Origin of the sequence: Streptomyces sp. NPDC101237 (assembly GCF_044767465.1) — a bacterium.
Lineage (GTDB): Bacteria > Actinomycetota > Actinomycetes > Streptomycetales > Streptomycetaceae > Streptomyces > Streptomyces gramineus.
In genome coordinates, this window is sequence record NZ_JBIWNY010000006.1 from 171,455 (window position 1) to 187,367 (window position 15,913).

Genomic DNA, 15,913 nt, shown 5'->3' on the forward strand with positions numbered 1-15,913 from the left:
CCGCCGGAGGCAGCCGCACTCGTGAGACGGCGTAGGAGAGAAGCGATACCTGTGAGCGCAGCGACAACGCGAAGCCGCACCCCCGACCGTCTGTGCGCCGAGGCGGTCGACCTCGCACGCACCGCCGCCGAGGAGGCCGCCGCACCCGGAGTGGTGGGCGAGCACGCAGGAGTGGTCGCCGAGGGTGACCGCGTCGTCACGCACTACTTCGAGTGCAAGGAACTCGGGTACCGCGGCTGGCGCTGGGCGGTGACGGTGGCCCGCGCCTCGCGCGCCAAGCTCGTCACGCTGGACGAGGTCGTCCTGCTGCCCGGCTCCGACGCCCTCCTCGCCCCCGAGTGGGTGCCCTGGAGCGAGCGGCTGCGCCCCGGCGACATGGGCCCCGGCGACCTGCTCCCCACCGAGGCCGAGGACCTGCGTCTGGAGCCCGGCTACACCGGCGAGGACGGCCCGGAGCCGAACTCCCCGGTGTCGGAGGAGATGGAGGAGCTGGCGGAGGCGGAGGACGCCGACGTCACCGCGGGCACGCCCGCGAACCTCCCCACGGTCCCCTCCCGGGGCACGATCGCCTCCGTCGCCGAGGAACTGGGCATGCGCCGCGCCCGGGTGCTGTCCCGCTACGGCCTGCACATCGCCGCCGACCGCTGGGAGGAGGCGTTCGGCTCCACGACCCCGATGGCCCAGGCGGCCCCCGCGACCTGCGTCAGCTGCGGCTTCCTCACCCCCATCGGCGGCTCCCTGGGCCAGGCCTTCGGCGTCTGCGCCAACGAGTTCTCCCCGGCCGACGGCCGGGTCGTCTCCTTCGCCTACGGCTGCGGCGGCCACTCCGAGGCCGCGGTCATGCCGAAGCCTCCGGTGGTGGCACCTCCGGTGATCGACGAGACCCGCGTCGACCCCTTCCCGCTGCGCCCGTCCGCCGACTCCGGTTCGGTACCGGCGACGGAGGACGAGGCGTCGGCGGAGCTGGGCCACTCCTGACCCGTGCGGCGGGCCTCCCGCCCGCCGCCCCGGAGTGACGACCGGTCGGTACGGCCTCGGCGCCGCGTCGGCCGTACCGCCGTCACCGCGTCGGCCGTACGTGCCCTCGCCGGGCAGCGGTGTGGCCCCACGGCCCCGGTGCGGGGCTGTGGGCGTACCGGGATCTCCCCGACGCCGCGGGTGACCGCGTACGCCGTACCGGCGCCGCCGGGTGTGCGCCGCTCGGCTGGTCGCGTCGGGTGGGCGGCCGGACGGATCCCCGGCGCGCGGTACCTTCGTCCTCACGTCGACGAGGAGAGTGAACGTGAGCAAGTTCGTGCGGCCCGCCGCCGAGGGCGCCGATCCGTTCGGCACCGCCCGCCTGCGTCGCGGTGTCCTCGACGCCTGGGCCACCAGCCCCGCCCGGTTCCGTGAGGACGCCAACGCCGAGGAGGACCTGGTCCTCGGCGGCTACCGGGACCGGCTCGTCGTCGAGCTCGCCCAGAACGCCGCCGACGCGGCCGCCCGCGCCGGTGTCCCCGGCCGGTTCAGGCTCACCCTCCGCGACGGTGTCCTGTTCGCCGCCAACACCGGCGCCCCGCTGGACGCGGCCGGCGTCGAGTCCCTCTCCACTCTGCGCGCCTCCGCCAAGCGCGAGGACACCGACCGTGCCGTCGGACGGTTCGGCGTCGGCTTCGCCGCCGTCCTCGCGGTGACCGACGAGCCCGCGGTGGTCGGCCGGCACGGCGGCGTGCGGTGGTCGCTCGCCGAGGCCCGCGAGCTGGCGGAGGAGACCGCCCGGCAGAGCGGCGGACTCGGCGACGAGATCCGCCGCCGGGACGGCCATGTGCCGCTGCTGCGGCTCCCGTTCGCCGCCGAGGGCACCGCCCCGGACCCCTACGACACGGTCGTGATCCTGCCGCTGCGGGACCCCGCCGCCACCGACCTCGCCGAACGCCTCCTCGCCGCCGTCGACGACGCCCTCCTGCTCGCCCTGCCGGGACTCGCCGAGGTCGTGATCGAGACCGGCGACACCGTGCGCACCCTCAGCCGCGGCACCGACGGTGAACTCACCGTCGTGGCGGACTCCCGTCAGGGCACGACCCGCTGGCGCACCGTCTCCGCGCACGGTCCGCTCACCCCGGACCTGCTCGCCGACCGGCCGGTCGAGGAACGGCTGCGCCCGCACTGGTCGCTGACCTGGGCCGTGCCCACCGACGCCGCGGGCGCCCCGGACCGGCCGCGCACCGCCGCCGTGCTGCACGCCCCCACCCCCAGTGACGAACCCCTCGGCGTCCCCGCCCTGCTCATCGCGTCCTTCCCGCTGGACACCACCCGCCGGCACGCCGCGCCCGGCCCGCTCACCGACTTCCTGGTGCGGCGCGCGGCCGACGCGTACGCCGAACTCCTCGCCGGCTGGCGGCCGGTGGGGGAGGAGATCATCCACCTGGTGCCCGGCCCGCTCGGCAAGGGCGAACTGGACGGCGCGCTGCGCCAGGCGATCCTGGAACGGCTGCCGCGCACCGCGTTCCTGCCGCCCGCCGTCGAGGGCGGCGGCGACAGCGAGCTTCCCGAGGCGCTGCGCCCGCGGGACGCCGAGATCGTGGAGGGCGCGGGCGCGGAGACGGTCCGGGTGCTCGCGGAGGTCCTCCCGACCCTCCTGCCCGCCGGCCTCGAACGCCGTGTGGAACTACGGACGTTGTCCGTCACCCGGCTCCCGCTCGCCGACGCCGTCGACCGTCTGGCCGGCCTGGAGAAGGACCCGGACTGGTGGTGGCGGCTGTACGACAGCCTCGCGGGCGTCGACCCGGAACGGCTGTCGGGCCTGCCGGTCCCGCTGGCCGGGGGCACCTCCCGGGCCGGCTCCGGGGGAGCCCGTACGACCATCGGCCCCCGCCAGGTCCTGCTCCCCGGCCCGGACGCGGTCGTCGACCCGGAGATCCTGGCCCGCCTCGGCCTCAAGGTCGCCCACCAGGACGCCGCCCACCCCCTCCTCGAGAAGCTCGGCGCCCTGCCCGCGACCCCGCGCGCGATCCTCACCACCCCGCAGGTCCGGGCCGCCGTGGCCGCGTCCCTGGACGACGACGGGGGCCTGGACTGGGAGGAGGACACCCTGGACGCCGAGGAACTGGCGGACACCGTCCTCGCCCTGGTGCGGGACGCCGGACTGGAACCCGGCGACGAACCCTGGCTGGGTGCCCTCGCCCTGCCCGACGAGGACGGCGAGCCGGCCCCCGCCGGTGAACTCGTCTTCCCGGGCAGCCCGTTCGCCCGCGTGATCAGGGCGGGTGAACTGGCCGCCGTGGACGCCGAGCTGGCGGACAAGTGGGGCGAGCAGCCGCTCGCCGCCTGCGGCGTGCTGGCCGACTTCGCGCTGGTCCGCGCCACCGACGTCGTCCTGGACCCGGACGAACTGGAGCCGCGCGAGGGCGACTTCGCGGAACCCGACGACGCCGGACTGCTCGACGCCGTCGACGTCTGGTGCGAGGACATCCTCGACCGCTTCCCCGACTCGCCCGTGCCCCCGGTGGCCACCGAGCTGACCGCTGTCCGCGACCTCGACCTGGTGGACGAGGACCACTGGCCCGAGGCGCTCGCGCTGCTCGCCAGGCCGCCGCTGCGGGACGCCCTGACCCAGCCGGTCCGCATCCTGCTGCCGGACGGCACCCACGAGGTCGTACGCCCGTACACGGCGTGGTGGCTGCGCGGTCACCCGGTGCTCGACGGCCGCCGGCCCGCCGGTCTGCTGGCCTCCGGCGGCGACCCGCTGCTGCGCGGCCTCTACGAGGAGGCCGACGCGACCGGCTTTGAGGACGAGCAGGTGCTGCGGGCGCTGGGCGTACGGACGTCGGTCGCCGCGCTCCTCGACGAGCCGGGCGGCGCCGCCGAACTCCTGGACCGCCTCGCCGACCCGGACCGCTCGGTCGGCGGCGCCCAGCTGCACGCCCTGTACGGCGCGTTGGCGGACCTGGACCCCGAGCAGGTGACCCTTCCCGACGAGGTGCGGGCGGTGGTCGACGGCCGGGTGGAGGTGGTGGACGCGGCGGACGCGGTGGTGGTCGACTCCCCGGACCTGCTGCCGTTCACGGCCGGCGTCCCGCTGCTCCCGGTACGGCCGGCCCGCGCCGCCGAACTGGCCGAGCTGTTCCAGGTGCGGCGGCTGAGCGAGTCGGTGACGGGGTCGGTGGACTCGGAGGGCACCGAACACGACGTTCCCGGGCCGGTCCGCGTGCTGCTCGGTCCGCGCACCCCGGAAACCTACGTCGAGCACGAGGAGTTGGTGGTCGACGGCGTCGAGATCGACTGGCGGCTCACCGGGGACGGCGTCCTGCACGCCGCGACCCTGGAGGGCGTGGCGGCGGGCCTCGCCTGGGCGGCCGGGCAGTGGCCGCGCCGTTTCGAGGTGGCCGCGCTGCTGGAGGACCCGTCCCGTACGGAGGAACTGGCCCGGGACCGCTGGTTCGACTGAGGTCCTGCCGGGTCACGCGGAGGACGGGACGTGGCCCGGCGGTCCGGGCCACGTGCGGACGCGCGCACGCCTTCCGGCGTCAGCGCGCCTCCACCTCCAGGAAGTACTCGCAGCGGTCCAGGTCCAGTGTCATCCCGGTCAGCCGCCGGAAACCGTCCGCGTGTTCCGGCCGCAGCGGGTGCACGTCGGTGAGCTGGTGCGCGGGTATCGCCAGCAGCCGTCCCAGCGCGTGGACGCCCACCGACGAGACGTCGGTGACCGACTCGGGGGTGTCCTCGTCCTTGGCGTAGCAGGCGACGAGGTATCTCATGGGGGTGTCCTTCCGGACGGACGAGGTCCTGCGACCGGCGGCGCGGGCGACCACCGGAGGAATCTCACACGACCTCCGCACTTCGCACAACCTTTCTCCCCCGTCGTGGATCTGATCGTGCGAGTCAGCAGACTCACCGGTCACTTCCTACAGGGGAATTCATGCGCATACGCGCCACCGTGGTCGCCGCCTCCGGCGTCCTGGCCCTCTCCGCCGTCGCCGTGCCCGCCGCACAGGCCACCGGCGGCACCTCCTACAGCCCCTCCGCTCTGGCGAAGCTCGTCCAGGCGCACCAGGGCGGCCGGTCGGCGTACACCGCCGCGACCGGGGACGACCCCGGCACCCCCTACCCGCTGGACCTGTCCTTCTCCGGCGTGCAGGTCAACAAGGGCAAGCCGATCGTCGCGGGCACCACCACGCACGGCACGTTCCCGGTCACCTACAAGGTGACGCACGGCGCCGACGTCGACATCCACGCGGACGACTTCCTGATGGACGTCGAGATCTACCGCGGCGACATCGACGAACCCGCCAACGAGCTGTTCGGCATGGACTGGCCGTCCTGCACGGACACGTCGGCGACGACCGCGACCTGCGAGAGCACCATCGACGTCTTCGCTGCCGACGAGCTCTCCAACGCCGACGCCACCACCTGGAAGGCGTACGGCTTCGCGATCGCCCTCAACGGGCAGGACCCGTCCCAGGGCGACTGGAGCAAGATCGGTTACGCCGAGGGGGACCACCTGGCCACCACCAGGCTCCAGCGCCTGTCGAAGCTGACGGTGAACGCGGCCCCGGAGCCGGTGAAGAAGGGCAAGACCATCACGGTCACCGGCAAGCTGTCCCGCGCCAACTGGGACGACGGCGAGTACCACGGCTACGCGACCCAGCCCGTGCGGCTGCAGTTCCGCAAGAAGAACTCCAGCACCTACACGAACGTCAAGGGCATCAAGTCCTCCACGACCGGCACGCTGAAGACGACCACCAAGGCGACGGTGGACGGCTTCTACCGGTACTCCTTCGTGGGCACGTCCACGACTCCGGCGGTCAACGCGGCGGGCGACTACGTCGACGTGAAGTAACCCCAAGGGGACGTAATCCGCTCGCAAAAGATTAAAAATCTGATCGGATTGCGTCCCGCCCGTACAACCAGTCCCGTCCCTCGTGGATCTGATCACCTGAGCCAACAGGCTCCCTAGATCACCTGGGCCTCGGGCCCACCTTTCCCACTGGGGAATCCATGCGCATTCGTGCCACTGTGGCCGCCGTCTCCGGCGCCCTGGCCCTCACCGCGTTCGTCGCCCCGGCCGCGCACGCCGCCGGCACCTCGCCGAACGTCACCTTCTCGAACGTGAAGGTCAACAAGGGCAGCAGCATGGTCGTCGGCACGGCCAAGGCGTCCTTCGCGGTCACGTACACCGTGACGCACCCGTCGAGCCTGAAGTCGACCGACTTCGCCACCGGCCCGGCCATCTACCGCGGCACCTCGGTCACCAGGCCGAGCGACCTCTTCGTCTCGGACGAGCCGGGCACCTGCACCGCCGCCTCCACCACCGTCCTCAACTGCAAGGCCAGCCTGGTCTTCACGGTCGGCGGTGACGAGGACCTCATCAACTCCGAGGCGGGCTCCTGGACCGTCGGCGCCGTCGCCGTCGGCACCAGCGGCGCCAAGTGGGTGGGCGGCCTGGGCAGCGCCAAGGTCCTGCGCGCCGCCAAGCTGACGGTCGACGCCGCTCCCGAGCCGGTCAAGAAGGGCAAGACGGTCACCGTGACCGGCAGCCTGACCCGCGCCAACTGGGAGACGAACAAGTACGGCGGCTACGGCAGCCAGTCCGTCAAGCTCCAGTTCCGCAAGAAGGGCTCCAGCACCTACACCACGCTGAAGACCGTCAAGGCCTCCTCCACGGGCGCCCTGAAGACCACGACCACCGCGACGGTCGACGGCTACTACCGTTACTCCTTCGCGGGCACCTCCACGACCCCCGCGGTCAGCGCCACGGCCGACTACGTCGACGTGCAGTAGCACTCCGCCGCGCACACGAAGACCGGGGGCCGCCCGCCAGGACGGCCCCCGGTCTCATGTGACGTTCGTCCCGACGCTACGACGCCATGGCCCTCGCGAGAGCCGTCCGCGCCTCGCCGAGGGCCGCCGCGTCCTCCGGCCGCAGGGTGATCCGCTCACCGGTCCGGTCCAGCAGGACGAGCGAGGTGGCGAGCAGGCCGTGTCCCAGCTCCCGCAGCACCTCGTGCGAACTCGACGCGTACAGGTCGTAGAGGCGGTGGACGAAGACCCGGAACACCGTGCCGTCCACCGCGCAGCTCCCGTGCGGCGTGGCCGTCAGTCCCGAAGGCACGCCGAGGAACCCGGCCGCCCCCTGGGCCAGGGCGTGGTACAGCTTCCCGCCGTGGTACCCCGCGTCCCAGAGCGTCTCGTCGCCGTACTCGAAGGGATAACTCAATCTGCGATCTCCAGTCTGAGGTCGAGGTCGGGATACTTCTTCCTGAGTTCCCTGAACCGCTCCTGCAGGGCGGTCCGGAAACGCGGGTCCATCCCCGACGTCGTGAAGCGGAAGCCTATGGGCGCGTTCTCGTAGCCGGGGAGCAGCTTCCGGCACTTGAGGTAGTTCGCCAGCTTCAGGTCCACGTGCTTGGCCAGCCACACGTCGTCCGCGTAGATGGCCGACTTCAGCTCCCACATCACATCGTTCTCGAACAGGTCGATGTCAGTGATGATCTTCCCCGTGTCCGGGTCGTGGACCACGTGGTCGATGGAGCCTTCCAGGCAGCCGGACGCGCCGTTCGCGGCCGCGCGCGCCATCGACCTCGGCGCGGCCGGTTTCGCCAGCGGCGCCTTGCCGAGGATCCTGCAGCCGCGCCTCAGCAGCTTCAGCTCGTCGAAGACCCGGTCGAGGACCTTGAACTTGCTCTTGAGCAGGGCATCCACCGCGAGAGTGCCGCACGCGCCGAGGTCCTTCCGCTCCATGCACGCCTCGTACTGGCCGAGGCCCAGCAGTTCCTTCTCCGCGTTCCACAGCTGCTCGGCGGCGTCGCCGAACTCCTCGCCGTGGGCCAGGATGCCGCAGTAGATCTCCTGATGCTGACACCAGCGGGCGAAGCCCTGCGGGTCACAGGGGATGAGTCCCTGCCCGCAGCGGTACAGCTCACGGGCGCGGGCCCCGCCGTCGCTCTGCGCCTTCTCCTTGGCCGCGACCGCCGCCTTGCGCCGGGCCTCCGCCTCCTCCCGGTACTTCTGCACCGAGACCTTGAACGCGTCGGTCGCCGCCTTCAGCGCGGCGTCGGCGTCCTTGCCCGCCGCGACCGCGGACTTCCATGCCTGGTCGGCGTAGTACGAGGCGCTCGACGCGGCGGCCTGGGCGGTCTCCGCGGACACGGTGGCGTCCGCCGCCGACCTGGCCGCGTCGGCCGCGTCGGCGTCGGCCCGCTCGGCCGCGGCGCGGGCGGTCCTGGCGGAGGCGGCGGCCCGGGTCGCCGCGTCCTCCGCGTCCTTGGCGTACTGGTCGGCCTTCTTCGCGTAGCCCTCGGCGTCCGTGGCGGCCGCGTTCGCCTTCTTCGACCACTCGCCGGCCTCGGCCGCCGCCTTGCGCGCGGTCGCGGCCACCTTCTGGGCCGTGGCCGCGTTCTGCCGCGCGGTCGCCGCGACCTTAGCCGCGTCCGCGATCAGCTTCTGCACCTGGGCGAGGTGGGTGGCGGCCAGACCGTCCCTGCGCAGCGCCTGGTACTGGCCGGAGACGACGAAGGCGTGCAGCGCCTGCGGCGAGCCCTCCAGGGCGATCCGCGCTGCGGACTTCACCTCCGGTGTCCCGCTGTCGATCAGCTGGGCCGCCCGGACCCGCTCGTCCTGCGTCCGCGCGGTGTGCTGCGTGGTGAGCAGGAACGTGCTGTAGGTCTTCGGATCCCCGGTCGCGAGGGCCTTGCGGCCGGCGTCGACGAGCACGGGGCCTGCGCCGTCCAGTACCCGGGCGATGGCCACGCGCATGCTCTCGGCGGCCACCTGGTACTGGCCGTTCGCCACGAACGCGCCGATGACGGCCGCGTCGCCGTCCAGAGCGGTCTCGGCCGCGTCCCGTACCGTCTTGTCCTCGCTCTCCTCGGCGAGGCGCTCCACGTACGAGCGCTGGTCCTGCTGTTCGGCGGTCGTCCAGCCGGTGCGCAGGTAGTCGACGACGGCCTGGTCGGTCCCGCCGAGCGCGGCCTCGGCCGCGGCGCGTCCCCAGGCCGCGCCGCCGCCCTTCATCACGCGCACGGCCAGGGCGCGGCCCTGCCTGGCGACGGCGCCGAGGTCGGCGCCGGGCCCGGCCGCCTCAGACACCAGACGGTCCCGTTCGGCCTGCCGGTCCCCGGTTGCCTTCTCGGACGCCGCCTGCGCGGCGGTCCGGGCGTCGGCCTGCTCCTTGTCGTCCCTGGCCCGTTCGATGCCGGCGTTGGTACGGCCGCGCAGTTCCTCCGCCTCGACCTGACGGGCCAGGGTGTAGATCTCCTGGGCCTTGGCCACGGCGGCGGTGGCGGCGTCGGCGGCGGCGGTGGCGGCGGTGGCGTGTTCCGTGGACCTGGCGGCGGCCTTCGCGGAGTCGCCCGCGTGCTCGGCCGAATCCCGGGCCGCCTTGGCCGCGTTGCGCGCGTGGGCGGCCGCGGACGTCGCGGCGTCCCGGGCCTCGCGGGCGGCCTTGCCCGACTTGTGCGCCAGCGCCTCGGCCTCGCCCGCGGCACGGTTGGCCTCTCCGGCGTGGCGCCTGGCGGCGGCCGCGGCGGAGCGCGCCTCGGCGGCCTCCGCACTCGACTGGCCCGCGTAGTCACCGGCCTCGGCCGCCGCGTCGGCGGCGGCCCTGGCACTGGCGCCCGCGCCGGCCGCCGAGTGCGCGGCGTCACCGGCGGCGTCGGCGGCCCTGGCCGCCTGGTCGGCGGCGTCGGCGGCGAGATCGGCGCCCCTGGCGGCCTTCTCGGCGTCATCGGCCGCCTTGCGCGCGGCCTCCGACTTCTTGGCGTCCACCGCGGCGTCGGCGGCGGCGTCCCGGGCTCGGGACGCCGCCTGTGCGGCACCGGCCGCGGCGGCCGCCGCCTGTGCGGCCGCGTTGGCGGCGACACGTGCCGAGTTGTTGGCGGCGTTGGCCGCGTCGATCGCCCGCTGCGCGGCGGCCGCGGCCTGTGCGGCGGCGGAAGCGGCCCGCTTGGCGGCGCTCGCGGCCTTGCCCGTGTCGTCCTTGGCGGCCTTCGCCTCCGCCTGGGCCCGCAGCGCTGCGTCCTTGGCGAGGTCGGCGGCCTTCACCGCCTTGGCTGACTCGGCCTTGGCGGCCGCGGTCTCCTCGGCGGCCTGCCGGCCCGCCTCCTTCGCCTGCTCGGCGAGTTCGGCGACCGAGGCGTGCTCCTCGTCCTTGGCCCGCGCGACGAACTGGCCGACCTGGAGGAACTCGTGGACGTCCGCCGTGGTGCCGCCCAGCGCCAGGCGCCCCGCGGCCCGCACGTTGGTGCCGCCCGCGCCGACCATCTGCGCGACCTGGACCCGCTCGTCCTCCGCCTGCTGGGCGGAGCGGCCCTCGGTGAGGAACTTCCGTACGTCGTCGGCGCCGCCCGCCAGAGCGGCCCGGCCGGCGCTCTGCACGTTGGGGCCTGCGGTGCCGATGATCTGGGCGACCCGGACGCGGTCGTCCTGCTCCATCGGGTCTTCCCAGCCGTCGTCCAGGAACTCGTGCAGCTGGGCCGGTGTTCCGGCCAGCGCCTGGCGGGCGGCGGTCAGCAGCTCCGGGCCCCCGACGGAGGCGAGCTGAGCGGCGCTGACCCGTTCGTCCTGGAAGGAGAGGTCGTCGGCCGCGGCCAGGAAGGCCTGGATGTCGGCGTCGCTGCCGGTGAGTGCCGCCTCGGCAGCCGCCTTGACGCCGGGACCGCCCTTCTCCCAGTAGGCGACCACCTGGTCGCGCTGTCCGGCGCCGGTCCACGCCTGGGCGGCGGCTCGCGGACTCGTCCCGGCCGGTGCGGCTCCCGCGGTGGGCGCCGCGCCCAGCAGCCCGCCGGTGAGGGCCAGCGGGAGGAGGGTGAATGCCGTTCGGCGTAGGAGACGCGCCGCTATTCCGGTGGTATCGAGCTGGTCAGTTCTTCGATTCACCTAACACCTGTCTCGGTCATCGGCGACGCCCCCGAATGCGAGTCGCCGAATATGTGAGAAGGCAGCGTAACCCTCGTCAACTTTGTAAATCGAACCAACTTTTTCCGCCGGGACGGCGTGCCGGACGAACGACAGGAATTATGCCCCTTTTGTCGCTCCATGACGCGTAAGTGGCCCATGATTCATGGGCCTTCATTGGTGCGACTGTGAAGCTTGTGCGTTGACGCATGACCATCCTTTGACTACTCTGTGGGTTGTCTTTGCCGCCGCCTGACCAGTGGCGCCTCTTTTCCAGGGCACTTCCATGCCCTGTTTCCTTTAATTGCGGGGGCAATTTTGCGGCTTCTTCAGCGTTTTTGGCGCGCCTGCGATTGAGGTCATCTCTTTTTCGAGAATTCCTTCCTGGAGGGACCCCTCAGTGCTTTTCCGTGCCCGAAAAATAGTGGTGTCCGCATGCGTGGCCGGAGTCGCCACGCTCGCGGGCGTCTCCGTGGCCTCGGCCGACGACCCGCCGTCCGCTCCGGCTCCCTCGACGCCGCCCGTCGCGGTCGAGGACTACGGGTATCCCGGAGCCGACCGGATCCTGGCCGAGAAGGGGATCAGGCTCAAGAAGGGGGACGGCCACATCCTGCTGGCCGACTGCGACCAGGCGGCCCAGCAGATCCGCGTGCTCACCGTCAAGGACGACTCCGCCGGCCGCCAGGGCACCTACTGCTTCCGGGCCACGGCCAAGACCGGCCGCCTCACGCTCGAACTCCCGCGCGTCTTCGCGGTGGAGGCCGCCGACCATCCGATGAGCGCCGACCTCACCGCCGAGGGCACGACCACGACGGTCGATGTGCCGCAGGGCGGCTTCCAGTCCGTCGGTGAAGGCGTCTTCGGCGGTGCCCGCGCGGTACTGGTCGAACTCCGCGTGACCGGCTGATCCACCGACTCCCCCGTCCGTGCGCACCCGTACACGGACACCCCCACGGCTTCTGCGTCGGCAGAGCCGTCTCGTGATGCGAGGAAACGTGACACACCCCCGTACCTCCGGGAAGCGCACGGCGTGGATCGCCGGGGTCTTGGCGGCCGGTCTCGCCACCGGACTCCTGGGCGCGTCGCCCGCCCGTTCCGTCGCCGGCGACCAGGTCGCCGACGACGCCGACCAGTTCACCGTGAAGCTGCACATAGCCTTCGGCAAGGAGAACGAACGCGCCTGCTCGGGCACCCTGGTCGACGCCCAGTGGGTCCTCACCTCCGCCAGTTGCTTCGCGGCCGACCCGCAGCACGCGACGAAGCTGACGGCGGGGAAGCCGCCGTACCCCACCGTGGTCACCGCGGGCGGCGACCGGCCCGCCAAGGCGCCGGAGAAGCAGCAGGTACTGCAACTGATCCCGCACCCCGACCGCGACCTGGTCATGGCGCGTATCGACGATCCGAGCATCGAGAACCCTCTGGACGGCCCCTTCCCCGACATCGCCGCGGCCCAGCTCGGTTCGGCGGCGCCGGCCCAGGGCGACCGGCTCAGAGCCGTCGGATACGGCCGCACCCGGTCCGAGTGGGCGCCCGGAAAGGCCCACGCCGGTGAGTTCGGTGTGGACTCCGTCGCCGCCACCACGCTGGCGCTCTCGCCCACCTCCGGCGCCTCTCTGTGCCCCGGGGACGCCGGTGGTCCCGTGCTCGACGCGGGCGGCGACCTGACCGCCGTGGTCACCGCCTCCTGGGACGGCGGCTGCTTCAACTCCGCGGAGACCCGCACCGGGGCCGTCGCCACCCGCGTGGACGACATCGCGGACTGGGTCCAGCGGGTGCGCATGACCACGCGTCAGAAGGCAGTCCGGGACGCCATGTCGACCGCGGACTTCAACGGCGACGGTCGTACGGACGTCGTCGCGCAGCTGGCCGACGACTCGATCCAGGTCTTCTACACCCGGCCGGACGGAACGCTGCAGTTCGGCACCGTCCTGCGCGCGCTCGGGCGTCCCGGAATCCAGGAGATTCTCGCGGGCGACTTCGACGACGTGCCGGGACCGGAGGTGATCTCGGTCCACGACAACGGTGACCTGTTCATGGGGCAGCGGGGGCTGATCCCCGCGCTCTGGTGGACCAGGACGAAGCTGTGGACGGACGCCGCCTGGAAGGAACTGCTCCCGGCTGCCGTCCTGCACAGCTCCGTCAAGGCACGCGACACACTGCTGTTCCAGTGGCCTGACGGGTCGCTCTACAGCTACAAGAGGGACGCCGCTGGCAAGCTGGTGAACCAGAAGAAGGCGATGTGGCCGGACAAGACCTGGAAGAAGGAACACATCGCGACGGGCGACTTCACCGGCGACGGCCGGGACGACATCGCCGCGGTCGCCTCGGACGGCTCCCTGAGCCTGTATCCGGCCAAGGCCGACGGCACCTTCGACAAGGCCCGCTCGATGTGGTCCGGCAAGGACTGGACCAGCTTCCGTCCCCTGCTGAGCGGTGACTTCAACGGCGACGGCAAGGCCGACATCGCCTACATGGAGGTCAACGGCCAGCTGAGCTGGTTCGCGGGCAACGGCAAGGGCGGACTGGCATCGGGTAAGACCATGTGGCCCGCCGTCTGACTCCGGCGCTCACACCGGGAACCGCCGCTCCACCCACCGCCACACCACCTCCAGCACCGCCGACGCCACCACCGCCACGCCGACCGCGGTCCACGGCATCACCGTGCCCACCAGTTTCAGCGCGAAGAAGCTCTGCAGCGCCGGTACCGCGAGGACGAGGACGAAGGCCGCGCCCATCGAGAGCACCAGCGCCACCCGCCACCAGGTGTACGGGCGGGCGATGATCGCGAGGATCCACATCGAGATCAGGAACAGGGTCAGGGTCGCCGCGCTGGTCTCCGCGTCCAGGGAGCCGGAGCCCGTGTAGTAGTGGCGGGCGATCAGGTACGTCACGAAGGTCGCGACACCGGCCAGCACCCCGCCCGGGACCGAGTAGCGCATCACGCGGCGTACGAAGTGCGGTCTGGCCCGCTCCTTGTTGGGCGCGAGGGCCAGGAAGAAGGCCGGGATGCCGATGGTGAGGGTGGACAGCAGCGTCAAGTGCCGGGGCAGGAACGGGTATTCGACCTGCCAGCAGACCACGAGCACCGCGAGCAGCACCGAGTAGACCGTCTTGACCAGGAACAGGGTGGCGACCCGGGTGATGTTGCCGATCACCCGGCGCCCCTCGGCCACCACCGAGGGCAGCGTGGCGAAGCTGTTGTCGAGCAGGACGATCTGCGCGACCGCCCGGGTGGCCTCCGAGCCGGAGCCCATCGAGACGCCGATGTCCGCGTCCTTCAGGGCGAGTACGTCGTTCACGCCGTCGCCCGTCATCGCGACCGTGTGCCCGCGGGACTGCAAGGCCCCGACCATGTCCCGTTTCTGCTGCGGGGTGACGCGACCGAAGACGGTGCCCTCGTCGAGCGCCTCGGCCAGTTCCGCGGGCTCCTCGGGCAGCCGGCGCGCGTCCACCGTCCTGCCGCTCAGGCCGAGCTTGGCGGCCACCGCGCCGACCGACACCGCGTTGTCGCCGGAGATCACCTTCGCCTTGACCTCCTGGTCGGCGAAGTAGCGGAGCGTGTCGGCGGCGTCGGGGCGCAGCCGCTGTTCCAGGACCACCAGGGCGGTGGGCCGGGCGCCGTCGGCGACCCTGGCGTGGTCGAGGTCCCGGGAGGCGCGGGCGAGGAGCAGCACCCGCAGGCCTTCCTCGTTGAGCCGCACGGTTTCGGCCAGTGCCGGGTCGTCGGCGCCGAGCAGCACGTCCGGCGCCCCCAGCAGCCAGGTGCTCAGCTCCCCGTCGCCCTCGCTGAAGGTGGCGCCGCTGTACTTGCGGGCGGAGGAGAAGGGCAGCGACTCCACGCACCGCCAGTCCTCGCTGTCGGGGTAGGCGTCGATGATCGCCCGGAGGGAGGCGTTCGGGCGCGGGTCGGACTCGCCGAGCGAGCCCAGCACCTTGCGGACGTACCCCTCGTCCACCCCGTCCAGCGCCCGCAGCTCGGTGACGTCCATGCCGCCCTCGGTCAGCGTGCCGGTCTTGTCCAGGCAGACGGTGTCGACGCGGGCCAGGCCCTCGATCGCGGGGAGTTCCTGCACCAGGCACTGCCGGCGGCCCAGCCGGATCACGCCGATCGCGAAGGCGACCGAGGTGAGCAGCACGAGGCCCTCGGGGACCATCGGGACGATGCCGCCGACCGTGCGGGCGACGGCGTCCTTGAGGCCGTTGTTCTTGACCACGAGCTGGGTGGCGACCAGGCCGACGGCGGCCGGGACCATCATCCAGGTCACGTACTTGAGGATGGTCGAGATGCCGGTGCGCAGTTCGGAGTGGACGAGCGTGAAGCGCGAGGCCTCCTCGGCGAGCTGGGCCGCGTAGGCCTCCCGGCCGACCTTGGTGGCGGCGAAGGCGCCGCCGCCCGCGACCACGAAACTGCCCGACATCACCTGGTCGCCGTGGCGTTTGACGACCGGGTCCGCCTCGCCGGTGAGCAGCGACTCGTCGATCTCCAGGCCGTCGGCCTCGGCGCAGACCCCGTCCACCACGATCTTGTCGCCGGGGCCGACCTCGATGAGGTCGTCGAGGACGATCTCACTGGTGGCCACTTCCACCGCGGCTCCGTCGCGGCGCACGGTCGGCCGTGACTCGCCGATCACCGCGAGCGAGTCCAGCGTCTTCTTGGCCCGCCACTCCTGCACGATGCCGATGCCCGTGTTGGCGAGGATCACGAAGCCGAACAGGCTGTCCTGGATCGGCGCCACCACCAGCATGACCACCCAGAGCACACCGATGATCGCGTTGAACCGGGTGAAGACGTTCGCGCGCACGATCTCGCCGAACGAGCGGCTGCTGCGCACCGGTACGTCGTTCACCTCGCCGCGCGCGATCCGCTCGGCGACCTCGGCGGCGGTCAGTCCGCCGGGCCGGACCGGGGGAGGCAGCGGGACCGGATGCACCGGGTCGAGTTCCGCGCCCGCGTCGATGTGCGTCATACGTTCGACGGTACGTGCGGATTTGCGTGTTCACCTGCCGAGTGCCCGGAAGATCCGACCAGGGGAGGAGTGAA

10 protein-coding genes are annotated in these 15,913 nt (G+C 72.5%); 6 read left to right on the forward strand and 4 right to left on the reverse strand.

Annotated elements, in window-relative coordinates; translation table 11 throughout:
* Positions 1-51: 51 nt before the first annotated feature.
* Positions 52-978 (forward strand): DUF3027 domain-containing protein, encoded by a 927-nt coding sequence (locus tag ACIRQ9_RS12045; RefSeq protein WP_404170386.1) that lies wholly within the window; start codon positions 52-54, stop codon positions 976-978.
* Positions 979-1,282: 304 nt separating this feature from the next.
* Positions 1,283-4,426 carry a sacsin N-terminal ATP-binding-like domain-containing protein gene (locus ACIRQ9_RS12050; protein WP_404170389.1) on the forward strand — a complete coding sequence of 1,048 codons (3,144 nt, stop codon included), beginning with the start codon at positions 1,283-1,285 and terminating at the stop codon, positions 4,424-4,426.
* 79 nt (positions 4,427-4,505) lie between these two features.
* Here the strand turns inward: ACIRQ9_RS12050 and ACIRQ9_RS12055 are convergent, their stop codons facing one another.
* The gene (locus tag ACIRQ9_RS12055; RefSeq protein ID WP_404170392.1) at positions 4,506-4,736 is read right to left on the reverse strand and encodes a hypothetical protein; all 231 of its coding nucleotides are present in this window, start codon (positions 4,734-4,736) and stop codon (positions 4,506-4,508) included.
* A gap of 161 nt (positions 4,737-4,897) precedes the next feature.
* On the opposite strand from ACIRQ9_RS12055, the gene ACIRQ9_RS12060 reads away from it, so the two are divergent.
* Positions 4,898-5,818, forward strand: coding sequence for a hypothetical protein (locus tag ACIRQ9_RS12060; RefSeq protein ID WP_404170395.1), 921 nt, complete (start codon positions 4,898-4,900; stop codon positions 5,816-5,818).
* A gap of 158 nt (positions 5,819-5,976) precedes the next feature.
* Positions 5,977-6,759, forward strand: coding sequence for a hypothetical protein (locus ACIRQ9_RS12065; RefSeq protein ID WP_404170397.1), 783 nt, complete (start codon positions 5,977-5,979; stop codon positions 6,757-6,759).
* A gap of 76 nt (positions 6,760-6,835) precedes the next feature.
* On the opposite strand, the gene ACIRQ9_RS12070 is transcribed toward ACIRQ9_RS12065, so the two are convergent.
* Positions 6,836-7,195, reverse strand: a complete 360-nt coding sequence (locus ACIRQ9_RS12070) for a DUF6086 family protein (protein WP_404170400.1) — start codon at positions 7,193-7,195, stop codon at positions 6,836-6,838.
* On the reverse strand, positions 7,192-10,854 hold the full coding sequence (locus ACIRQ9_RS12075; RefSeq protein WP_404170403.1) for an ALF repeat-containing protein: 3,663 nt from the start codon (positions 10,852-10,854) through the stop codon (positions 7,192-7,194). The genes ACIRQ9_RS12070 and ACIRQ9_RS12075 overlap by 4 nt, the downstream gene beginning before the upstream one ends.
* 457 nt (positions 10,855-11,311) lie before the next feature.
* Between ACIRQ9_RS12075 and ACIRQ9_RS12080 the strand changes: the two genes are divergently transcribed.
* Both ACIRQ9_RS12080 and ACIRQ9_RS12085 read left to right on the forward strand, forming a co-directional pair.
* Entirely contained in the window at positions 11,312-11,779 is a 468-nt protein-coding gene (locus tag ACIRQ9_RS12080; protein ID WP_404170406.1) for a hypothetical protein, read from the forward strand.
* Between the two features lie 88 nt (positions 11,780-11,867).
* Positions 11,868-13,430: an FG-GAP-like repeat-containing protein gene (locus tag ACIRQ9_RS12085; RefSeq protein ID WP_404170409.1), complete on the forward strand. Its 1,563-nt coding sequence runs from the start codon at positions 11,868-11,870 to the stop codon at positions 13,428-13,430.
* A gap of 9 nt (positions 13,431-13,439) precedes the next feature.
* Here the strand turns inward: ACIRQ9_RS12085 and ACIRQ9_RS12090 are convergent, their stop codons facing one another.
* The gene (locus ACIRQ9_RS12090; RefSeq protein WP_404170412.1) at positions 13,440-15,839 is read right to left on the reverse strand and encodes an HAD-IC family P-type ATPase; all 2,400 of its coding nucleotides are present in this window, start codon (positions 15,837-15,839) and stop codon (positions 13,440-13,442) included.
* Positions 15,840-15,913: the final 74 nt, after the last annotated feature.